Below are 17,766 nucleotides of genomic sequence, written 5' to 3' on the forward strand. Positions count from 1 at the left end.
GTAATAAGCTACACTGCTAGTACACCATCTTTATCCATTACCGGAAGCGCTACGGCGCTTTCTGCTTTTATGGTATGGGCAGGAAACTCAAAACGCTTCTCATACATCTTGTTATCTAGAAAATAAGTAACAGAATAGAAGTTATCTAGCTTAAAGATATCTTCTTGCATAAACTCAATCTTTGCAAACCCCTTTGCTGGTAACACTTTTATGGTGTGACGCGTGTGCGTGGTCATTTGCTTATCATTATAGCCTTGTACGGTAAGAAGTACCATCTCGAGAGGTTCTAGACCATCATTTATGATATATGCATTCCAGTCTAGTGTTTTAAACTCCTCGTGCATTTCTTGCACAGCAGCGATATAAACGTCTTTTACTTCTGGTATGATAATGTCTTTGCGCATAGCTGTAATCTGGTCAAGCGCAGTAAAGACCTATTTAATAAAGAAATGATGTTTCCCGCGACTGCGCTCGAGGGGATATTGTGACTTTAAAAAGCAGATTTAAATTGCTCTAAGAAACGTGCATCGTTCTCACTAAGCATTCTAATGTCTGAGATCTGGTGTAGTAATAGAGCAATACGATCTATACCCATACCAAATGCGAAGCCACTGTACTCTTTTGAGTCAATACCACAGTTTTCAAGTACATTAGGATCTACCATACCACAGCCCATAATCTCAAGCCATCCGGTTCCTTTTGTCATTTTGTAATCTGTCTCTGTCTCAAGACCCCAGTATACGTCTACCTCTGCACTAGGCTCTGTAAATGGGAAGTATGATGGACGTAAACGTATTTTACTTTTTCCAAACATCTCTGTAGTGAAGTACTGCAGTGTCTGTTTAAGATCTGCAAATGATACGTCTTTATCTATGTATAATCCTTCTACCTGGTGAAAGAAACAGTGTGAACGACCACTTATAGCCTCGTTACGATATACACGACCTGGAGAGATCGTACGTATAGGTGGTTTGTTATTTTCCATATATCTCACCTGTACAGATGAGGTATGTGTGCGTAATAATACGTCTGGATCTGTTTGTATAAAGAAGGTATCCTGCATATCACGCGCTGGGTGATACTCAGGAAGATTTAAGGCAGTAAAGTTATGCCAGTCATCTTCTATTTCTGGACCTTCAGAAACGTTGAATCCTATGCGAGAAAAAATATCAATAATTTGATTTTTTACAATAGAGATAGGGTGGCGTGCTCCTATCTCGATAGGTTCACCTGGACGTGATAAATCTCCGGTAGCCGTTTCTTCTTCGGCGCCTTCTAGCTTTTCTTTAAGCTCGTTTACTTTTTCAAGAGCACTCGCTTTAAGGGTGTTAATTACCTGTCCATACTCGCGCTTCATCTCATTAGGCACATTGCGAAAATCTGCCATAAAATCATTAACAAGCCCCTTCTTTCCAGAATACTTAATTCTGAACGCCTCTACCTCTTCTAAAGTTTGGGCATTAAAGGCCTTTACTTTTTCAATGTGTTCTTTGATTTTATCTAACATAATGGATGATTTTACCCTCTAAAAGGAAAGCGCAAATTTAAGAATAAAATTGGGGTGTAGCCTTAAAAAGAGCGTGCGAAAATATACACCTAGAAAATCTAAGTTTAGTACTATTAAGATTTAAGAAATAAGACCTTTTTCTAAAAAGTACTGCACGATGGCATCCTTCATAAGGATCTGTTGCTCACCAGCTTTAAGTGATGGTAAGGCTTCTAGTACTTTGTAATGTGGCCATCCATCTGGATCATCATAATCGTACTGGTAGTATCCAAAAGGTTCTAGTAAACGGCATATGGCTATATGCATCAAGTTCATCTTTTCATCCTTCTTAAAGGTTTTATCTAGTTGCCCTAGCTCTTGTATACCTATGAGATATATAATGCTGTCTAGATCCATCGCTCCCGTATCTCCCTCTGCAAAGCGGTCGGCTAGTTTTTGTACTACCGCTTCATATCTCTCTTTAAGTTGCTCGTCTCTTGCCATAAATGTGCATCATCGGGAGTTTGGTCCCGCAGTTGTGATCCTATTTTATTAAGAAAATATAGATGGGTCTTACAAGTTAAGATATCCATCAAGTGTAAGATAACAAAGATACAATGCGTAGGTGAGCTACTTGCACAATATCAAAATTCATTAATCTGTAAAAAACTTATCTTAGCGATATGAACACAATAGATATCGTTTTTGGGATCATTTTGATTCTAGGCTTAGTACAAGGTATACGTAAAGGTTTTTTTGTAGAGCTTGCCTCACTGGTAGGTCTTATTGCAGGTATTTATGGAGCTATACATTTCTCATATTATGTGGCAGACTGGCTTGTTGAGAAAACGGCGTGGGGAGAGCAAATTATAAAGCTTACCTCATTTGCAATAACATTTGTAATTATTGTTTTGGTTGTTTCGCTCGCCGGAAAACTGCTTACTAAAGTTGCAAATTTTGCAATGCTAGGTATTGTAAATAAGCTACTAGGCGCTGCATTTGCGGTTATAAAATTTGCCTTTTTACTAAGTGTGGTTCTTATGTTTATAGATGCAGCAGACCGCCAGATAAGCCTCATAGGTGATGATAATAAAGAAGAGTCTATTTTATATCCTATCGTACAGCCACTTGCTCCTGCACTACTTCCTGCAATTATAAAAACTGCCAAAGACGAGGATATCTATAACCCAGATAAAGAAAAAGAGCCGACTGAAACAGACGACTCTTCTAGTATTTAGTAATGTTGATAGTTACGCTTTCGCGAAAGCGTAATTACACCCTACATCATCTATTTAATATCTATCCTTTACTTGTTTATTAAGAGAATTGATACACTCTTCAAAAGTGTCGTAAACCTCTGTTTCTGGTATTAACTCAGGGATGATCTTAATACGTTCTAGCATATATTTAGGCTGTTTTCTAAGGCCTACAATATGCACATTAATTCCGCCTTGATTAAGTTGGAGAATCGTGTCTTCTATCGCATATACACCAGACTGATCTACATAAGGTACACGCCCCATACGCAAGATAACATCTGATGCCGTTGCAGGAATTTGCTTAGTAAGTGCAGAAAAGTCACTCGTATACCCAAAGAATAACGGCCCACGAAGGTGCTTTATAAATACCTCCTCCTTGAGATGATCTGGAAAAATAAGTTCATCACTCCATAAAACCTTATTTTTTTCGGCGGCGCGTAGGTCAAAAACTTTAGACTGTCTAGCGGTGAAGTCCCCCATCTTTTTCATAAACATAAGACACGATAACACAAGACCAATTCCTACTGCAGCCACTAGGTCCCACACTACAGATAGCACAAGCACCACAAGCATTATAATTACCTCAGAACTTAGTTTAATAGGTCCCATCTTTAAATCCTTAGGAAGGTTAGGGATGGCTTTAAGACCTTTGTAATCCATCACTCCTATACCTACGGTGATAAGTATACCAGCAAGTACTGCTGCTGGTATTTGTGACGCGATAGGGCCTAGGGCTAGGAGTATAAAAAGGAGTAATACACCAGCAATCATTCCTGACAACTTGGTCTTACCACCAGAGTTAATATTTACAACGGTACGTATAGTTGCTCCAGCTCCAGGAATTCCACCAAAGAAAGAAGCGATGGTGTTTCCTATACCTTGGCCTATAAGTTCTTTGTTAGGCTTATGTTTAGTCTTCGTCATATTATCTGCCACAACAGAGGTAAGCAGCGAATCTATTGCCCCAAGAAACGAAAGCGACAGTGCCGTGAGTATATATGGGGATATGATGCTAAACTTAAAATCTGTTATGATAGAAAGCTTAGGTACCGGAAACCCACTTGGGATTTCTTGAATTGCTCGGTATTCAAAAGGAGCAACATATGCTACTCCAGACACTACGAGCAGAGCGACAAGCGTACTAGGTACAACGGTTGTTATGCGTTTAAAGCCATAAATAATAAAAATCGTGGCAAGCGCAAGGGCAAGCTCTATCCAGTTTATGTTTTGCAAGGCGCGTCCCATTACTTTAAAAGTACCTACTACCCCAGAAGAAGATGCTTTTGCAAGAGTTACGGCCTCCTTGTAAATGTCTGTATCGTCTGTAAGTTTTGCTCTGCGTATGGTTTCTTCAAAGTTTTCTAAAACCAGAAGACCTTCACCTGCTTCGTCTTGTAAAATCTTATCGAGCACAATTTCTTGCGCCTGTGGCTTAAAACTATCTACATAACTTTCATCTTGATTGGGATAATACCCCACAGCTGGTAAAAGTTGCGTGATAAGAATCATCACACCTATAGCGGTCATAAATCCAGATACAACGGGGTAGGGGATGTATTTTATGTATTTACCTATGCCCATTACTCCTAGTACAATCTGGAAGAGACCTGCAAGTAAAAATACGGTGAGTATGGCCGGTAAGGCCTTATCTACATCGCCATCAAAGGTTGCAATAATACCCGCGATAACCACCATACTCACCGCTGTCATAGGAGCTGTTGGTCCCGAAATTTGAGTAGGAGTTCCTCCAAAGAGTGCAGCAAAAAATGCTATAAAAATAGCACCATATAATCCGGCGCTTGGTCCCAGACCAGAAGATACTCCAAAGGCGAGTGCTAGTGGTAAGGCTACAATACCTGCTGTAATTCCTCCAAAGGCATCGCCTTTAAGGTGTTTAAAGAAGTTTTTCATAATGGTTAGGTTGGTGTCAAGTTAGAAAGTTAATTCTTTGCATAAAAATAGGGTGGCTTCTTAACGGAACCACCCTACTAATTTAACATTTTAGTTTGTATGAAGCGTATACTGTTGTGAGTTACGCTTTCGCGAAAGCGGTTTTACTATACAAATGTTACTTCACCATTTGAAATGTCATAAACACCTCCTACTATCTTGATGTCACCATCTTTTTCCATTTCGGTAAGTAGTGGGCTATCTGCGCGCATTTTTTCTATCGTTAAGTGTACATTTTTTGTAACAACGTCGTTTACAAATGTCTTGTTTGCACTAGTACGGTCTGCAGCATTCATAGGCTCCTCTACTGCGTGTACCGCTGGGCGTATTTTTGATAGTAATGCGGTGATGTTACCTAGTTGTACATCGTCACAAGCACCTTTTACGGCACCACACATCGTGTGGCCTAATACCACGACTAGTTTTGACCCAGCAACTTTACACCCGTACTCAATACTACCTAGTACGTCTTCGTTTACGATGTTACCCGCTACACGTGCGCTAAAGATATCACCTATACCTTGATCAAAAACAATCTCTGCCGGTACGCGAGAATCTATACAGCTTAGTACTACAGAGTGTGGCCATTGTCCACCAGTAGTATCTTTTACTTGATCTAGTAGGTTTCTATCTGCTGCCTTTGCAGCAACAAATCTTTTATTTCCTTCTTTTAAAATATCTAATGCACCCTGAGGTGTCGTAGCGTCTTGTATAGCTTTATTAAATGTTTTCATAATAGTGTGTTGTATATCACAAAAATGTGATCATTAATATTTTGTTATGCTGTTTTAGGTCTTAGTTTAAAGAACTCAATATAACTAGGTGGGTTCTCTACGATACCACGTTCTGAGATAAGCTTGATATTGATGTTTCGGCTCTTTGCTTTAAGAGCAAAATCTTCTAGTATCTCTATAATATCGTTATCTAAGAATCTTGTTTTACGTACATCTAGTTCAAGGTAAGAGTTTTCTGGAAGGTTGTCAAGCTCCTTTAAGATGGCTCCTTTGTTAAAGAAAGTAACCTCCTCGGCAAGGGTCATTTTCATTCTTTGAGAACCGTTACTTATATCTTCTTTGTTTAAGAAGTGCGAGTTCTTGTAACTCTTGTAAAGTACTACTACGATACCTACGGCAAGACCAAGTCCTATACCCCATAAAAGATCGATAAAGAAAATACCAACTACGGTTACAATAAATGGTACAAATTGTTTCCATCCTGCATTCCACATTGCTTTAAAAGTAGCTGGTTTTGCAAGTTTATAACCTACAATAAGTAATATAGCCGCAAGTACAGAGAGAGGAATTTTGTTAAGTAAAGTAGGGATTAGAATCACAGAGATTAATAATAAGAAACCGTGTATGATGGCAGACATCTTTGTCTTACCACCAGACTGTATATTTGCAGATGATCTTACGATTACTTGTGTCACTGGTAGTCCTCCTATCATACCAGATAAAATGTTACCTGTACCTTGAGCAAGTAACTCTCTATTAGTAGGTGTTACTCTTTTTTGTGGATCTAGTTTATCTGTTGCTTCTACACATAGAAGTGTCTCAAGACTCGCAACAAGTGCTATAGTAAATGCTGTTACCCATATGGCTGGGTTTGTTATTGCGCCAAAGTTTGGAAAAGCAAATTGCCCTATAAAGCTGTCTACACTATCTGGTACAGGGACACTTACTAAGTGCTCTGCACTAATGGCATAATCTGTTCCCATTGTGCTTACATAATAGATGATCCCAACGGCTACGGCAACGAGAGGTCCTTGTACTAGCTGGAAAAACTTTCCTTTTTTAGAAAGCACGTTGCTCCATAAAATAAGAATAGCGAGTGCAATAACTCCTATAAGTGTAGCTCCTATACTTATAGAGCCTGCGATGTTTCCTAGTTCAGATAAGGTATTTTCTCCATCCATTTGCGAGAAAGCAAAGTCTCCCTCAGGATTTGCATCATACCCAAAAAAGTGAGGAATTTGCTTGAAAATAATAATAATACCTATACCTGTAAGCATTCCCTTAATTACAGAAGACGGAAAGTAATAGCCAATAATCCCTGCTTTTAAGAATCCAAAAACAAGCTGTATTACACCTCCTAATACTACGGCTACCAAGAAGTTTTCATAACCTCCTAGAGCGCCAATAGCAGTAAGTACAATGGCAGCCAGCCCTGCTGCAGGACCACTTACACCTATTTGAGAGCCACTCAAGGCTCCTACTACAATACCTCCTATAATACCGGCTATAAGACCAGAAAATAGTGGTGCGCCACTGGCAAGTGCAATACCAAGACATAATGGTAAAGCAACAAAAAATACAACGACACTAGCGGGTAAGTCGTTTTTTAAATATTTGAACATAATTAATAAGATAATACCCCTCCATAGTTGGACAAGGCGATGATTTAAAAAGTAATAACGCTTTCGCGAAAAGAGTAATGGGTGACATTAACACAAAGTACTCAAAAGATGAAGTAATCTTTATACGTAATCTGGTGGAGGAGAGCTCACATCTTTAATGTGGCCGTAAGAACTGTCTAGATAGCAATAAAAAGCGAGTACAGGATCATCTGTACGTATAATAGAAAAACTGAGATCGTCTGTGAGGAACTTTTCATATTCTTCTAGCTCCTTTTTAGACTCACTTTGTTCCTCTTCGATATCTTGAACAATCTCAATAGAGCTGTCTGATTCAAAGAGTGCTATAAATGATGGTCCTACTATAGAGAAGGACATCATAAAGGCGAGTGCATATAAAGAGATTGCCTTAAACAATGGTTGTTTTTTTAATTAGTAATAAAACTAGCAATAATTGTGATAACGTGCTTTGTTTTAAAAAAAATAAATAGAATTAATGTAGACTTGCTATAAGTTACTTATAATACCTAGAATAACAAAAGTAGAACAAATTACTACAACGCTCTTACATCTGTCGTAGGAATCCAGCCGGTTTTACCATCTGCTAGTTTTATCTTGTTCCAGTTATCTACTGTTTCAAGAATCATCACCTTAGTTCCTTCGTGTAGTATAAAGGCTTGTGTGCTTTTTAAATTAGGCTCGCTCTTTACTTCAGAAGTTGCAGCAAATACGATAGCTGGGTTGTCTTTAGAAATTTTCGCGAAAGCGTTATAAGAAAACACAAGTGATAAGATTGCAAGAAGTAAACTGGTCACAGAACTTACAAAAAACAAACGTTTCTTACCAGAGGCTACAGAAAAGTAGTAGCTTATAAATAGTATTACAAATAAGAATACAAATGCGACTGTGGCATATGCCCAGCCGTCTGTAGTCATAATATTAAGAATGTTGTTAAACCATTTTTGAAGTGTGTTTTCTGGTAATGGCGTTATGGCATCTATCTTCATTTTATCTGCAAATGAAGCATTGTTTTTTATATCACTATCTGCTGGAGCAAGTTGCTTTGCTTTCTCGTAATAGTAAATACTAGGCGCTACATTATTAAGTTTAAAGTGTGCGTTTGCTAGGTTATAGTATACGGCAGCGCTTTCTTGATTGCTGTCTAGTATCTTTTTATAATCATCTATAGCTTCTTGATACCTGCCCTCTGCATAGTGTGCATTTGCAGTTTCAAAATATTGCTCTGGAGTTTGAGCTATAACAGGTGTAACTGCAAGCATAAGTACAGTTACCGCGATGTATGTGATCAGGTCTCTCATCTTATAATTGTTTATCTATGGCACTTATAACTCTTACGGCTTTATCATAATCTTGCTGCATAGCCACACTACTGGATGGGGTATATCTAGCAAACTCACAGCTTTCTAGAAGACTTATAAACTCTATTGTGGTGTTTTGATCTACATCACGTTCTTTAAGTAATCTCGTTATGCGATCTTTAGACATCTCACTGGTTGTGATGTTAAGTTTTGCTTTGAGGTAGTTGTGCAAAGCACGCTCCATTGCGATGTAAAACTCTTTTTGACTACCTAGGTTTTTCTTTGCTGTAGCGAGAAATTTTCTAGCGAGCTTATCTGCCTTGCGTATTCTATTACCCGTGACATCATTTGCATAAGATTCCTTCTTTTTGCGCAGAAGTATAGCTATAGGAATCAATAAAAATGGAAGTAGACTAAGCATCCAAAATAGTGTGCTCTTAAAGAACTTTTCTTGTGTAACCGGTTTAAGGTTTGCTGTTGTCTTTATGTACTGAAATTGATTATCTGAAGCAACGACTTGCTGCTGCTTTGTATCATTAGTGTCAGATATCGCACTTGCAGTGTCTGTAGGTCCATTTTCTACTGTAATCACACGCTCTTGTGAGGTGATACGTTCGTAAGACTTGGTCTTAGGGTTAAAGTACGTAAATGAAAGTGGTGGTATGGGGTAACTGCCCTTAAACTGTGGTACAACTGTATATGTATCTTCCTTAAGGCCGCTCATACCGGCAAGATTAGTACGTATTTTATCACCATTTTCTGGCTCATATACTTCTAGTGTACTTGGTAAGTTAGGTTTAGGTAACTCAAAAAGTTTAAGATTTCCTTTTCCTTGCACTTGTAACTTGAGCTGAAAAGCCTCTCCTGCATCTAGTGTATCTTTATTTGAAGTGACTTTAAAATCAAACTCTCCTACAGCACCAGAAAAGTAATCTGGTTTGCCAGCATCAGGTAATGGTTTTACATCTACCGTTCTTATAGGAGCGCTTACTGTAATATTTGCGCTTTTACTGAGTATACGTCCAAAGATATCACGGCGGTTAGTAGGGACACTTACAGCAACACTTAGGCTTAAAGGTTCTATCTCTAGTTTTCCTGTCTTTTGAGGGTAGAGCACAGTACGTCTTAAGATAACATAGCGATAGTCTTCTCCTTTATACTTCCCTTCATAAATTTTAAACTGCTTCTCGTCTGCGCTTTGACTCCAGAAGTCTGCAAACTTTGGTGAGTCAAGCTCGCGCCAGTTATTTACACTTGTCTCTTTTGAGACATAAAGCTTGTAAACAATAGTAAATGCTTCATTAAGATAAGGGCTGTTTTTTGAAACCTCTGCTACGAGATGTACTTTTTCTTTTGCTAGATAAGTGGGGTCATTTGGATCTTTTGGGACCTCTACAGCGGCAGTAACCGTAACTGGTACGGGTGGTGATTTATAAATCTGACCCCCTACTGTTATTTCTGCCTGGCCTATCTCAAGGTTGCCACGCTTAGTGGGTGATAATACATAAGAATATGTTTTTGAAAAACTACTCTTACCATTTACCCACTGCCTGCTTGTAGTCTGGCTAGGGCCTCCTACCACGCTAAAACCTTCAAAACTGGGAGCTCTAAAATTATCTCCATCTTGGTTCATTATAAAATCTACACGTAAACGCTCATTTACACCTAGTCTATTCTTGCTCAACTTTGCATTGAACTGAACGTCTTGCGCAAATAAAACTGTCCCTATGAGTAGAAACAGGTAAACTATGTTTGATTTCATCTTCATTACCAGTCTTTCTCCGTTTTTACTTTTGCACCTTTTACTTTCTGTGCATTTATCTTTTCTTGGGTTTTTTTCTCTTGATCTTGCATCGCCTTTAGTAAGCTCTGCACTTGTTGAGGAGATAATTGCCCTTGCTTAGGTTGCGGTGGTGGTTGTTTTTTATCTTCTTCACCCTCGCCACCATCTTGCTTTTTGTCTTTGTCTTTAGGGTCTCCTTTATCATCTTCTTTTTGTTCTCCCTCGTCTTCTTTTTCTTCGCCCTTATCGTCTGTTTCTTCCTTGTCGCCGTCTTCTCCCTCTTTTTTATCTCCTTCTCCTTTGTCGTCTTTTTTATTTTCGTCTTTATCCTGGTTTTCGTCTTGGTTTTCTTGGTCGTCATTATCGCTACCACCACCGCCATTGTTTTCTTTTTCTTTTTTGGCAAGTTGTAAGTTGTAGCGCGTTTCTTCGTCTGTAGGATCTGCGCGTAGGGCATTTTTATAGGCCTCTACAGCACCATCCCATTGTTCTTGTTGAAAAAGCGCATTACCTAGATTGTGATATGCTTTGTGCTTTTCTTTTTTAGTTTGTGCTACAGCTGCTGCTCTTGCTAGCGCGCTTGTGCTTTCTTCCCACTTTTTGTTTTTGTAATAGTTGTTTCCGGCATTATATTTTGCAGGTACACTCTCTGGTGTGAGTGAGATGGCTGCTCTTAGATTTGATTCCGCTTTCGCGAAAGCGTCAAAATCTACAACGCCACCTTCTTGGTTTATCATTGCTTCGGTACCTTCTAGAATATACTCTCTAGCCTCACCTGCCAGCGGATTTTCAAGTGTCTTTCCTTCTTTTGCTTTTTCTTGAGCTATGGCAGTAAAAGCTAGTGTGGCTAGCGCCAGTGTAAGTAACTTTTTCATTGCTTAGTTATCATTAAAAAGGTTTAACTTCTTGAGCCAATTAGTCTTGCGGTCTAATAGAAATATGTCTAAAAATAAGAACAACAATCCTGCGCCTAAAAACCATTGAAACTGATCTTTAAAATCTGCAAACTGCTTGGCCTCAAATTCTTTTTTGTCCATACCATTGAGCAAATTCTGTACCGTTTCTACCACTGTGGCAGTGCTGTTACCGTCTATATACTCGCCATTAGCCTGCTCTGCAATAGCCTTGAGAGTAGCCTCGTCTAAGCGTGTGATTACGGTCTCTCCGTTTTGATCCTTCTTATATGACTGTACAATGCCGTTGCGCTTGAGAGGTATGGGGCCGCCTTCGGTTTTACCTACGCCTATCGTAAAAATGCGTATACCTTCTTTATTTGCTTGTTCTGCTAGGCTGGATGCTTCTCCCACGTGATCCTCACCATCTGATATGATAAACAGCACACGATTAGTTTGCTCCTCATCATTATAATAGGTTTTTGCAAGCTCTATAGCTTCTCCTATGGCTGTACCCTGGCTAGAGAGCATATCTGTATTCATCTGGCTCAAAAATAGCTTAGCACTGCTGTAATCTGTCGTGATAGGTAGTTGTGGGTATGCACTTCCTGCATAGGCTATAATGCCTATACGGTCGCTACCCAGACTATTGATGATTTGAGTAACTAGTTGTTTTGATTTTTCAATTCTATTAGGTGCTATATCTTCTGCTAGCATAGATTTTGAAACATCTATGGCAAACACCACATCTACTCCCTCGCGCTTTACGGTCTCAAGTTTAGTACCCATTTTTGGGTTAACAAGGCCTACTACTAAAAATGCAATGGCAATACAGACCATAAGGACCTTAAGACCTGGTTTAAAATAAGACCTGTCTGGGCTTAATTTTTTAAGAAGATTTGCGCTTGCAAATTTCTTTTGAGCACTGCGCTGCCAGATTAATACCCCCATATATAAGAGTATCACCGCAGGTATAGCGAGCAGTAACCAAAACCATATTTTTTCTTCTAATAGATACATAGGTGCCTTTTACAAAAGCATATATTATTTATACAAAACTCTTAAAAACAGTATACTTTAATAATAACTCAATCATAAGTAACAATCCTGCTAGTAAAACTAGAGGCCTGTACTTTTCCTCATAATTTGTATACTTAAACTCTTCTACATCGGTACGTTCAAGTTTATCTATCTCATCATAGATTTCTTGAAGTTTCTTATTGTTAGTCGCTCTAAAATATTCACCTCCTGTGGTTTCGGCGATTTCTTCTAGTAGCTCTTCATCTATAGTAACTTGTATATTTTCATACACAAATGTACCGTTAGGGTTACGAGCATAAGGTGATAGTGCCGTACCGTTTGTACCCATCCCGATGGTGTATACTTTAATGCCAAACTCTTGAGCGAGCTCTGCTGCGATACGCGGGTCTATCTGTCCCGCATTATTCTCACCATCTGTCATTAATATGATAACCTTGCTTAATGCTTTGCTGTCTTTAATGCGGTTTACACCCGTTGCTAGCCCCATACCTATAGCGGTCCCTCCTTCTATAATGCTGTTGTACTGTATGCTTTTAAGCGCACTTAGTACAATACTCTTATCACTCGTGATAGGTGTTTTTGTAAAACTCTCACCTGCATACTCTACCAGCCCTATACGATCGTTAGGACGGCCATTTATAAAACTTGAAGCTACTTTTTTAAGTGCTTCCAGTCTATTAGGACGTAAATCTTTTGCCAGCATACTAGCAGATACGTCTATCGCGATTACTATATCTATACCTTTTGTGGTTTTAGTCTTAGTAGATACATCTACATTACGCGGTCTAGCGAGTGCCACTATAATAAGACTAAGAGCCGCTAGTCTCAAAATAAATAGAAGCGGTCTGAGTTTAGGTAAAATGCTAGTGCTCGTTTTAAAACCTTTTATGCTAGATATTTTTACCGCAGGCGTTTGCTTCTTACGTTTCCATAAGTACCAAGCGATGGCTACTGGCAGTGCAAGAAACAACCAGAAAAACTCAGGATTTGAAAATTCAAAATTGCTTAGCATTACTTCTCTTCTTCTTTTGCTTGCAGTTCTACACTTTGCATCACGCGCTCTGCGATTTGTTTACCATAAGGATCTTCATCGTGCCAGCTTATAAATAATTGCTGGATCACACTTTCTGACTGAAAAGTTAAAAATGCATACTCACCAGAGTCCATCATTTCCTTTTCTTCATCTATAATTTGTGTTCCTTTTCCAAAGGTTTTAAGACCCTCAGCGCCATTAGGCGTTTTGAACTTTTCATTCTTCACCACATCTGCAGAGAAGCCGTTTTGCTCAAACATCGCAAGTTGATTTGCAATGAGCTGCTCTACTTTTACTTCGGCGTTTTCTGGAAATTTGAATTGAAATACGAGTATAGACACATTTGCCGGTACTGTAGACCACGCAAATGAGGTTGCCTCCATTTGCCCTTGTGCCTCTGGTGGTAATGCTACTTCTTGTCTTGTAAGCACCTTTGGTGTACTCACAATCATAGATGGTGCTCCATACTCACTGGTAATCCAAGTACCTTCGGCAAGCTCACGCGTCATATTTCCGAAGACAAAATCTTTAACCTCACTATACCCTTTAACGACTATACCTACGGTGGTTGCTACAAGTAAGATGGCCAGAACACCACCTATTGCGGTAAGCCATAGTTTTCTTTTACGCTTTCGCGAAAGCGCTTCTCTATAATCCTCCTGCTTCATAAGTTCTTCTACAGTAGGAGGTGGGAGTGCTTCTTTAGTTTCTTTTACTATTTCTTCTACACTAAGACGGTCTGCTTGCGCTTTACCCTCTGGCGGATTTACACGTGCAAATTTTATAAGGTCTGCACGTTTAAAAATATCTTTAAGCTTTGCGATAGTCTCCCTGCTGAAGTCAATGTGACCACTGTCGCGCTCCATCTCAAGGCGTGCAATGAGCTCATCTGTCGTGCTCTCCATAGCGCGATCATATACCTTCTCATCATAGTAGCGACGTATGGCATCTGTAAGTGCGGTGTAGTACTCTTTATATTTTGCTTGAGCGATATAATCTTCTTGATCTAGTGCGTTGAGTGTTGCTATGGCTTGCTCAAAAGGAGGTACATATTTTTCTGCCTCTTTTTGTTTTTTGTGACGACGTAGTAAGAACCACAAAAATAGTCCGATTGCGATAAGCACTGGGATGATCCATAACAAGTACTTCCACCACTTGCTATAGTCTCTAGGCAACTCTATAATAGGTTTAATGTCATAAAGACCTTGGTTTACAGTGTCTAGTACAACATTGTTTACTTCTACTAGAAAAGTATCTGTCTCTACAGTTTTAGTCCCTATGATTATTTTTTGCTTTGGGATTACATAGCGACCACTATCAAACTGTGTTAAACCATATCTTTTAATAAGCTTTAATCTTGCTGAAGTAGAGCTTGCAGTGTCAATTTTATAACTTTCTATAACCTCGAGAGGGTTAAAAGTTTGGCCCTCTGGAAAAACTACCGCCTCACCATCATTTGCAAGAACTTCAATCTTGTAATTTATTTGTTGCCCTATAAGAATGCTTGTAGAATCTACGGTGGCACGTACATCATCTTGAGCTTGAGATGATGTGGTAAAAAGAAAGCAGATCAAGAAAAACACAAACAAGGCAGACTTAGATATGCCAGCTGTATTAAAGTTATGTTGTCTTGAGGTATTCATTAGGTATTTCTCTTTGGGGTTTTTATTGCTACTAGCTACGTCTTTTAAAGTATCCCAGTAGCTTTTTTACATAGCTTTGATCTGTACGTACATCTATAACACCGGCACCACTACGCTTAAAGGTTTCTTTAAAGTAAGCAACACGCTCTTTATAGTATACCTCATAGTTTGTTCTTATCTTTTTTGAACTTGTATTGATAAGTGCTAGCTCGCCAGTTTCTTCATCTTCCATCTGTACGATACCTAGGCTAGGTATTTTTTCTTCTCGCTGGTCATAAATACGTATACCTGTGATGTCGTGCTTATTTGCAGCAATTTTCATTGTCTGCTCATAGCCGTCTGTAATAAAGTCTGAAAGCACAAAAACAATGGCTTTCTTTTTCATCACATTACTAAGGTATTTTATGGCTTGTGCAAGATCTGTCTTTTTTGAGCTAGGTTTAAACTCTAGTAACTCACGTATGATGCGCAGTACGTGAGACTTTCCTTTTTTAGGAGGTATAAATAGCTCTATCTCATCTGTAAAAAGGATGAGACCTATTTTGTCATTATTTTGCATTGCACTAAAGGCGAGTGTTGCCGCAATTTCAGTAACAATTTCATTTTTGAACTGCTTGTCTGTTCCAAAAAACTCAGATCCAGACACATCTGCCACGAGCATCATTGTGAGCTCTCGCTCTTCTTCAAAAACCTTAATGTACGGCTCACTGTAACGTGCTGTCACGTTCCAGTCTATATTACGCACATCATCACCAAACTGATACTGGCGCACCTCAGAAAACGTCATACCACGACCCTTAAAGGTAGAGTGATATTCTCCACCAAAAATGTGATCAGACAGCCTACGTGTCTTAATCTCGATCTTGCGTACTTTTTTAAGAAGTTCTTTTGTATCCAATTTTTTTTTGGGACTATAATTTATCACATAGTAACTATTCTCACGAGTGGTATGAGCTGTCTATGGTACTTCTATTTGGTTTACAATTTTATTGATGATATCTACAGAGGTCACATTTTCTGCCTCTGCTTCATAGGTAATACCTATACGGTGGCGCAGTATATCGTGTACCACGGCACGTACATCTTCTGGTATAACATAACCACGACGCTTGATAAATGCATAACATTTTGCAGCTGTCGCAAGGTTAATACTACCACGAGGCGATGCTCCAAAGTTTATGAGAGGTTTTAAATCTGCCAGGCCATAATTTTCTGGGTAACGCGTTGCAAAGATGATATCAAGAATGTACTTCTCAATTTTTTCATCCATATACACTTCTTTTACCGCCTCTTGCGCTCTTATAATTTGCTCTACAGATACCACAGGGTTTACTTTTTCATAAGAACCCTTTAAGTTCTGGCGTATGATGAGTTGCTCATCTTCTAGCTTTGGGTAATCTATCACCGTTTTAAGCATAAAACGGTCTACCTGTGCTTCGGGTAGTGGGTATGTTCCTTCTTGCTCTACAGGGTTTTGTGTTGCCATTACTAAAAATGGCTTATCTAGTTTAAAAGTTTCGTCACCTATGGTAACCTGCTTTTCTTGCATTGCCTCTAGTAGGGCAGATTGCACTTTTGCCGGAGCACGGTTAATCTCATCTGCAAGAACGAAGTTTGCAAAAATGGGTCCCTTCTTGATACTAAAGTCTGCGAGCTTCATATTATAAATAAGCGTTCCCACTACATCTGCAGGGAGTAAATCTGGCGTAAACTGTATACGAGAGAAAGAGCCGTGTACCGCTTGTGATAAGGTGTTTATGGCTAGCGTTTTTGCAAGACCTGGCACCCCTTCTAGAAGAATGTGACCACGACCCAAAAGACCTATGAGCAATCGCTCAATCATATGCTTTTGACCCACAATTACTTTATTCATCTCCATTGTAAGAACCTCTACAAAGGCACTCTCACGCTCAATTTTTTCATTGATTGCCTGTATGTCAATCGATGTAGTATTTTCTTCCATAATTCTTTATTCTAGTAAGCAGAAACTTCTAACGTCGCAAAGTCTCATTTTATTCCTGAAAATCTTGTTAACATTTGGTTAAAAAATATTGAAAATAAAGGGCTTCGCACACATTTCTGTAGTTTTAGAACAACTACTTTTAATAAAACCAAATTTAAAAACTACAGATGCAATTTTCAAGAATAATTCAAGGCTGTATGACCTGGGGCGTTTGGGGCAAGCAATTTAATGAACGCCAAATGGTTGAGACCATACATCACTGTCTTGAGCAAGGTGTTACCACCTTTGACCACGCAGATATTTATGGGGATTACACGACAGAAGGTGAGTGGGGTAACGCTTTCGCGAAAGCGAACATCCCTAGAGAAACCGTACAAATTATAAGCAAGTGCGGTATCCAGATGATGGGGGACAACAGGCCAGAAAACACCATAAAACATTACCAGTACGACAAGGATTACATCATAGCCAGCGCCGAAAGGTCTCTCAAAGAGCTACAAACAGACTACCTCGATTTATTCTTGTTACATAGGCCTAGCCCACTACTTCAACCAGATGAGGTGGCAGCCGCAGTAAGCCAGTTAAAAGAACAAGGTAAAATAAAAGATTTTGGACTTTCTAACTTTACAGCTTCACAAACAGCACTTGTGGCATCACGTGTGGCAGTGAGTGCAAACCAGCTCGAAATCTCTATTACAGAGCGTAGCGCTCTAGATAATGGAAGTCTAGATTATATGATGACTAATGGGATCACACCTATGAGCTGGAGTCCGCTGGGATCTGTTTTTAGAGAAGAGACACCGCAGAGTGATCGCATTAAAAAAGCGCTAGAGCCGTTATGCGAAAAGTATAATGCCACACAAGATCAATTATTACTAGCCTGGTTGCTCAAGCACCCAGCGGGTATACACCCAGTTATAGGGACCACAACTGCGAGCCGCATTACAAATGCTGTGCTGGCAGAAAAAATAGCATTAAGCCTTAAAGATTGGTTTACCATCTTAGAAGCTAGCGTAGGAGAAGAAGTAGCATAAAGAAAATAT

Annotated in this window: 17 protein-coding genes; 2 read left to right on the forward strand and 15 right to left on the reverse strand. The window is 39.2% G+C overall.

Annotation, left to right across the window (positions count from 1 at the left end):
* Positions 1-8: 8 nt before the first annotated feature.
* The 3 genes from I597_RS03840 to I597_RS03850 form a co-directional block, all read right to left on the reverse strand.
* Complete coding sequence (locus I597_RS03840) at positions 9-404, reverse strand: hypothetical protein (protein ID WP_035326531.1); 396 nt, start codon at positions 402-404, stop codon at positions 9-11.
* Between the two features lie 86 nt (positions 405-490).
* Positions 491-1,507 (reverse strand): phenylalanine--tRNA ligase subunit alpha, encoded by a 1,017-nt coding sequence (gene pheS / locus I597_RS03845; RefSeq protein ID WP_035326534.1) that lies wholly within the window; start codon positions 1,505-1,507, stop codon positions 491-493.
* A gap of 120 nt (positions 1,508-1,627) precedes the next feature.
* Positions 1,628-1,990: a hypothetical protein gene (locus tag I597_RS03850; RefSeq protein WP_035326536.1), complete on the reverse strand. Its 363-nt coding sequence runs from the start codon at positions 1,988-1,990 to the stop codon at positions 1,628-1,630.
* A 179-nt stretch (positions 1,991-2,169) separates the two neighbouring features.
* Here I597_RS03850 and I597_RS03855 point away from each other — a divergent pair, with 179 nt between their 5' ends.
* The gene (locus I597_RS03855) at positions 2,170-2,724 is read left to right on the forward strand and encodes a CvpA family protein (RefSeq protein ID WP_035326543.1); all 555 of its coding nucleotides are present in this window, start codon (positions 2,170-2,172) and stop codon (positions 2,722-2,724) included.
* Positions 2,725-2,778: 54 nt separating this feature from the next.
* Here I597_RS03855 and I597_RS03860 read toward each other — a convergent pair whose 3' ends face one another.
* From I597_RS03860 to I597_RS03915, 12 genes are all read right to left on the reverse strand, one after another.
* Entirely contained in the window at positions 2,779-4,656 is a 1,878-nt protein-coding gene (locus I597_RS03860; protein ID WP_035326551.1) for a SulP family inorganic anion transporter, read from the reverse strand.
* Positions 4,657-4,802: 146 nt separating this feature from the next.
* A complete protein-coding gene (locus tag I597_RS03865) occupies positions 4,803-5,429 on the reverse strand; it encodes a carbonic anhydrase family protein (protein WP_035326559.1) in 627 nt (208 codons plus the stop codon).
* Between the two features lie 44 nt (positions 5,430-5,473).
* Complete coding sequence (locus tag I597_RS03870; protein WP_035326568.1) at positions 5,474-7,051, reverse strand: SulP family inorganic anion transporter; 1,578 nt, start codon at positions 7,049-7,051, stop codon at positions 5,474-5,476.
* A 120-nt stretch (positions 7,052-7,171) separates the two neighbouring features.
* The gene (locus I597_RS03875; protein WP_035326576.1) at positions 7,172-7,465 is read right to left on the reverse strand and encodes a hypothetical protein; all 294 of its coding nucleotides are present in this window, start codon (positions 7,463-7,465) and stop codon (positions 7,172-7,174) included.
* 137 nt (positions 7,466-7,602) lie between these two features.
* Positions 7,603-8,367, reverse strand: a complete 765-nt coding sequence (locus tag I597_RS03880) for a tetratricopeptide repeat protein (RefSeq protein WP_035326585.1) — start codon at positions 8,365-8,367, stop codon at positions 7,603-7,605.
* Between the two features lies 1 nt (position 8,368).
* A complete protein-coding gene (locus I597_RS03885; RefSeq protein WP_035326594.1) occupies positions 8,369-10,135 on the reverse strand; it encodes a BatD family protein in 1,767 nt (588 codons plus the stop codon).
* Positions 10,135-11,025, reverse strand: a complete 891-nt coding sequence (locus I597_RS03890) for a tetratricopeptide repeat protein (protein WP_035326599.1) — start codon at positions 11,023-11,025, stop codon at positions 10,135-10,137. Before I597_RS03890 ends, I597_RS03885 begins: the two co-directional genes overlap by 1 nt.
* 3 nt (positions 11,026-11,028) lie before the next feature.
* Positions 11,029-12,063, reverse strand: a complete 1,035-nt coding sequence (locus I597_RS03895; RefSeq protein WP_035326601.1) for a vWA domain-containing protein — start codon at positions 12,061-12,063, stop codon at positions 11,029-11,031.
* A 28-nt stretch (positions 12,064-12,091) separates the two neighbouring features.
* Entirely contained in the window at positions 12,092-13,096 is a 1,005-nt protein-coding gene (locus I597_RS03900) for a vWA domain-containing protein (protein WP_035326604.1), read from the reverse strand.
* The gene (locus I597_RS03905; RefSeq protein WP_035326606.1) at positions 13,096-14,760 is read right to left on the reverse strand and encodes a cytochrome c-type biogenesis protein; all 1,665 of its coding nucleotides are present in this window, start codon (positions 14,758-14,760) and stop codon (positions 13,096-13,098) included. The genes I597_RS03900 and I597_RS03905 overlap by 1 nt, the downstream gene beginning before the upstream one ends.
* Positions 14,761-14,791: 31 nt before the next feature.
* Positions 14,792-15,658 carry a DUF58 domain-containing protein gene (locus tag I597_RS03910; RefSeq protein ID WP_035326608.1) on the reverse strand — a complete coding sequence of 289 codons (867 nt, stop codon included), beginning with the start codon at positions 15,656-15,658 and terminating at the stop codon, positions 14,792-14,794.
* Positions 15,659-15,718: 60 nt separating this feature from the next.
* Positions 15,719-16,723 (reverse strand): AAA family ATPase, encoded by a 1,005-nt coding sequence (locus tag I597_RS03915; RefSeq protein ID WP_035326611.1) that lies wholly within the window; start codon positions 16,721-16,723, stop codon positions 15,719-15,721.
* A 167-nt stretch (positions 16,724-16,890) separates the two neighbouring features.
* Here I597_RS03915 and I597_RS03920 point away from each other — a divergent pair, with 167 nt between their 5' ends.
* The gene (locus tag I597_RS03920) at positions 16,891-17,757 is read left to right on the forward strand and encodes an aldo/keto reductase (protein WP_035326614.1); all 867 of its coding nucleotides are present in this window, start codon (positions 16,891-16,893) and stop codon (positions 17,755-17,757) included.
* Positions 17,758-17,766 lie beyond the last annotated feature (9 nt).

The organism is Dokdonia donghaensis DSW-1, assembly GCF_001653755.1.
GTDB classification, from domain to species: Bacteria; Bacteroidota; Bacteroidia; order Flavobacteriales; family Flavobacteriaceae; genus Dokdonia; species Dokdonia donghaensis.

Bases quoted from the DNA above. Each gene is read 5' to 3' on its own strand.
- I597_RS03840 (WP_035326531.1), bottom strand. From the start codon at position 404: ATGCGCAAAGACATTATCATACCAGAAGTAAAAGACGTTTATATCGCT.
- pheS (WP_035326534.1), bottom strand. From the start codon at position 1,507: ATGTTAGATAAAATCAAAGAACACATTGAAAAAGTAAAGGCCTTTAAT.
- I597_RS03850 (WP_035326536.1), bottom strand. From the start codon at position 1,990: ATGGCAAGAGACGAGCAACTTAAAGAGAGATATGAAGCGGTAGTACAA.
- I597_RS03855 (WP_035326543.1), top strand. From the start codon at position 2,170: ATGAACACAATAGATATCGTTTTTGGGATCATTTTGATTCTAGGCTTA.
- I597_RS03860 (WP_035326551.1), bottom strand. From the start codon at position 4,656: ATGAAAAACTTCTTTAAACACCTTAAAGGCGATGCCTTTGGAGGAATT.
- I597_RS03865 (WP_035326559.1), bottom strand. From the start codon at position 5,429: ATGAAAACATTTAATAAAGCTATACAAGACGCTACGACACCTCAGGGT.
- I597_RS03870 (WP_035326568.1), bottom strand. From the start codon at position 7,051: ATGTTCAAATATTTAAAAAACGACTTACCCGCTAGTGTCGTTGTATTT.
- I597_RS03880 (WP_035326585.1), bottom strand. From the start codon at position 8,367: ATGAGAGACCTGATCACATACATCGCGGTAACTGTACTTATGCTTGCA.
- I597_RS03885 (WP_035326594.1), bottom strand. From the start codon at position 10,135: ATGAAGATGAAATCAAACATAGTTTACCTGTTTCTACTCATAGGGACA.
- I597_RS03890 (WP_035326599.1), bottom strand. From the start codon at position 11,025: ATGAAAAAGTTACTTACACTGGCGCTAGCCACACTAGCTTTTACTGCC.
- I597_RS03895 (WP_035326601.1), bottom strand. From the start codon at position 12,063: ATGTATCTATTAGAAGAAAAAATATGGTTTTGGTTACTGCTCGCTATA.
- I597_RS03900 (WP_035326604.1), bottom strand. From the start codon at position 13,096: ATGCTAAGCAATTTTGAATTTTCAAATCCTGAGTTTTTCTGGTTGTTT.
- I597_RS03905 (WP_035326606.1), bottom strand. From the start codon at position 14,760: ATGAATACCTCAAGACAACATAACTTTAATACAGCTGGCATATCTAAG.
- I597_RS03915 (WP_035326611.1), bottom strand. From the start codon at position 16,723: ATGGAAGAAAATACTACATCGATTGACATACAGGCAATCAATGAAAAA.
- I597_RS03920 (WP_035326614.1), top strand. From the start codon at position 16,891: ATGCAATTTTCAAGAATAATTCAAGGCTGTATGACCTGGGGCGTTTGG.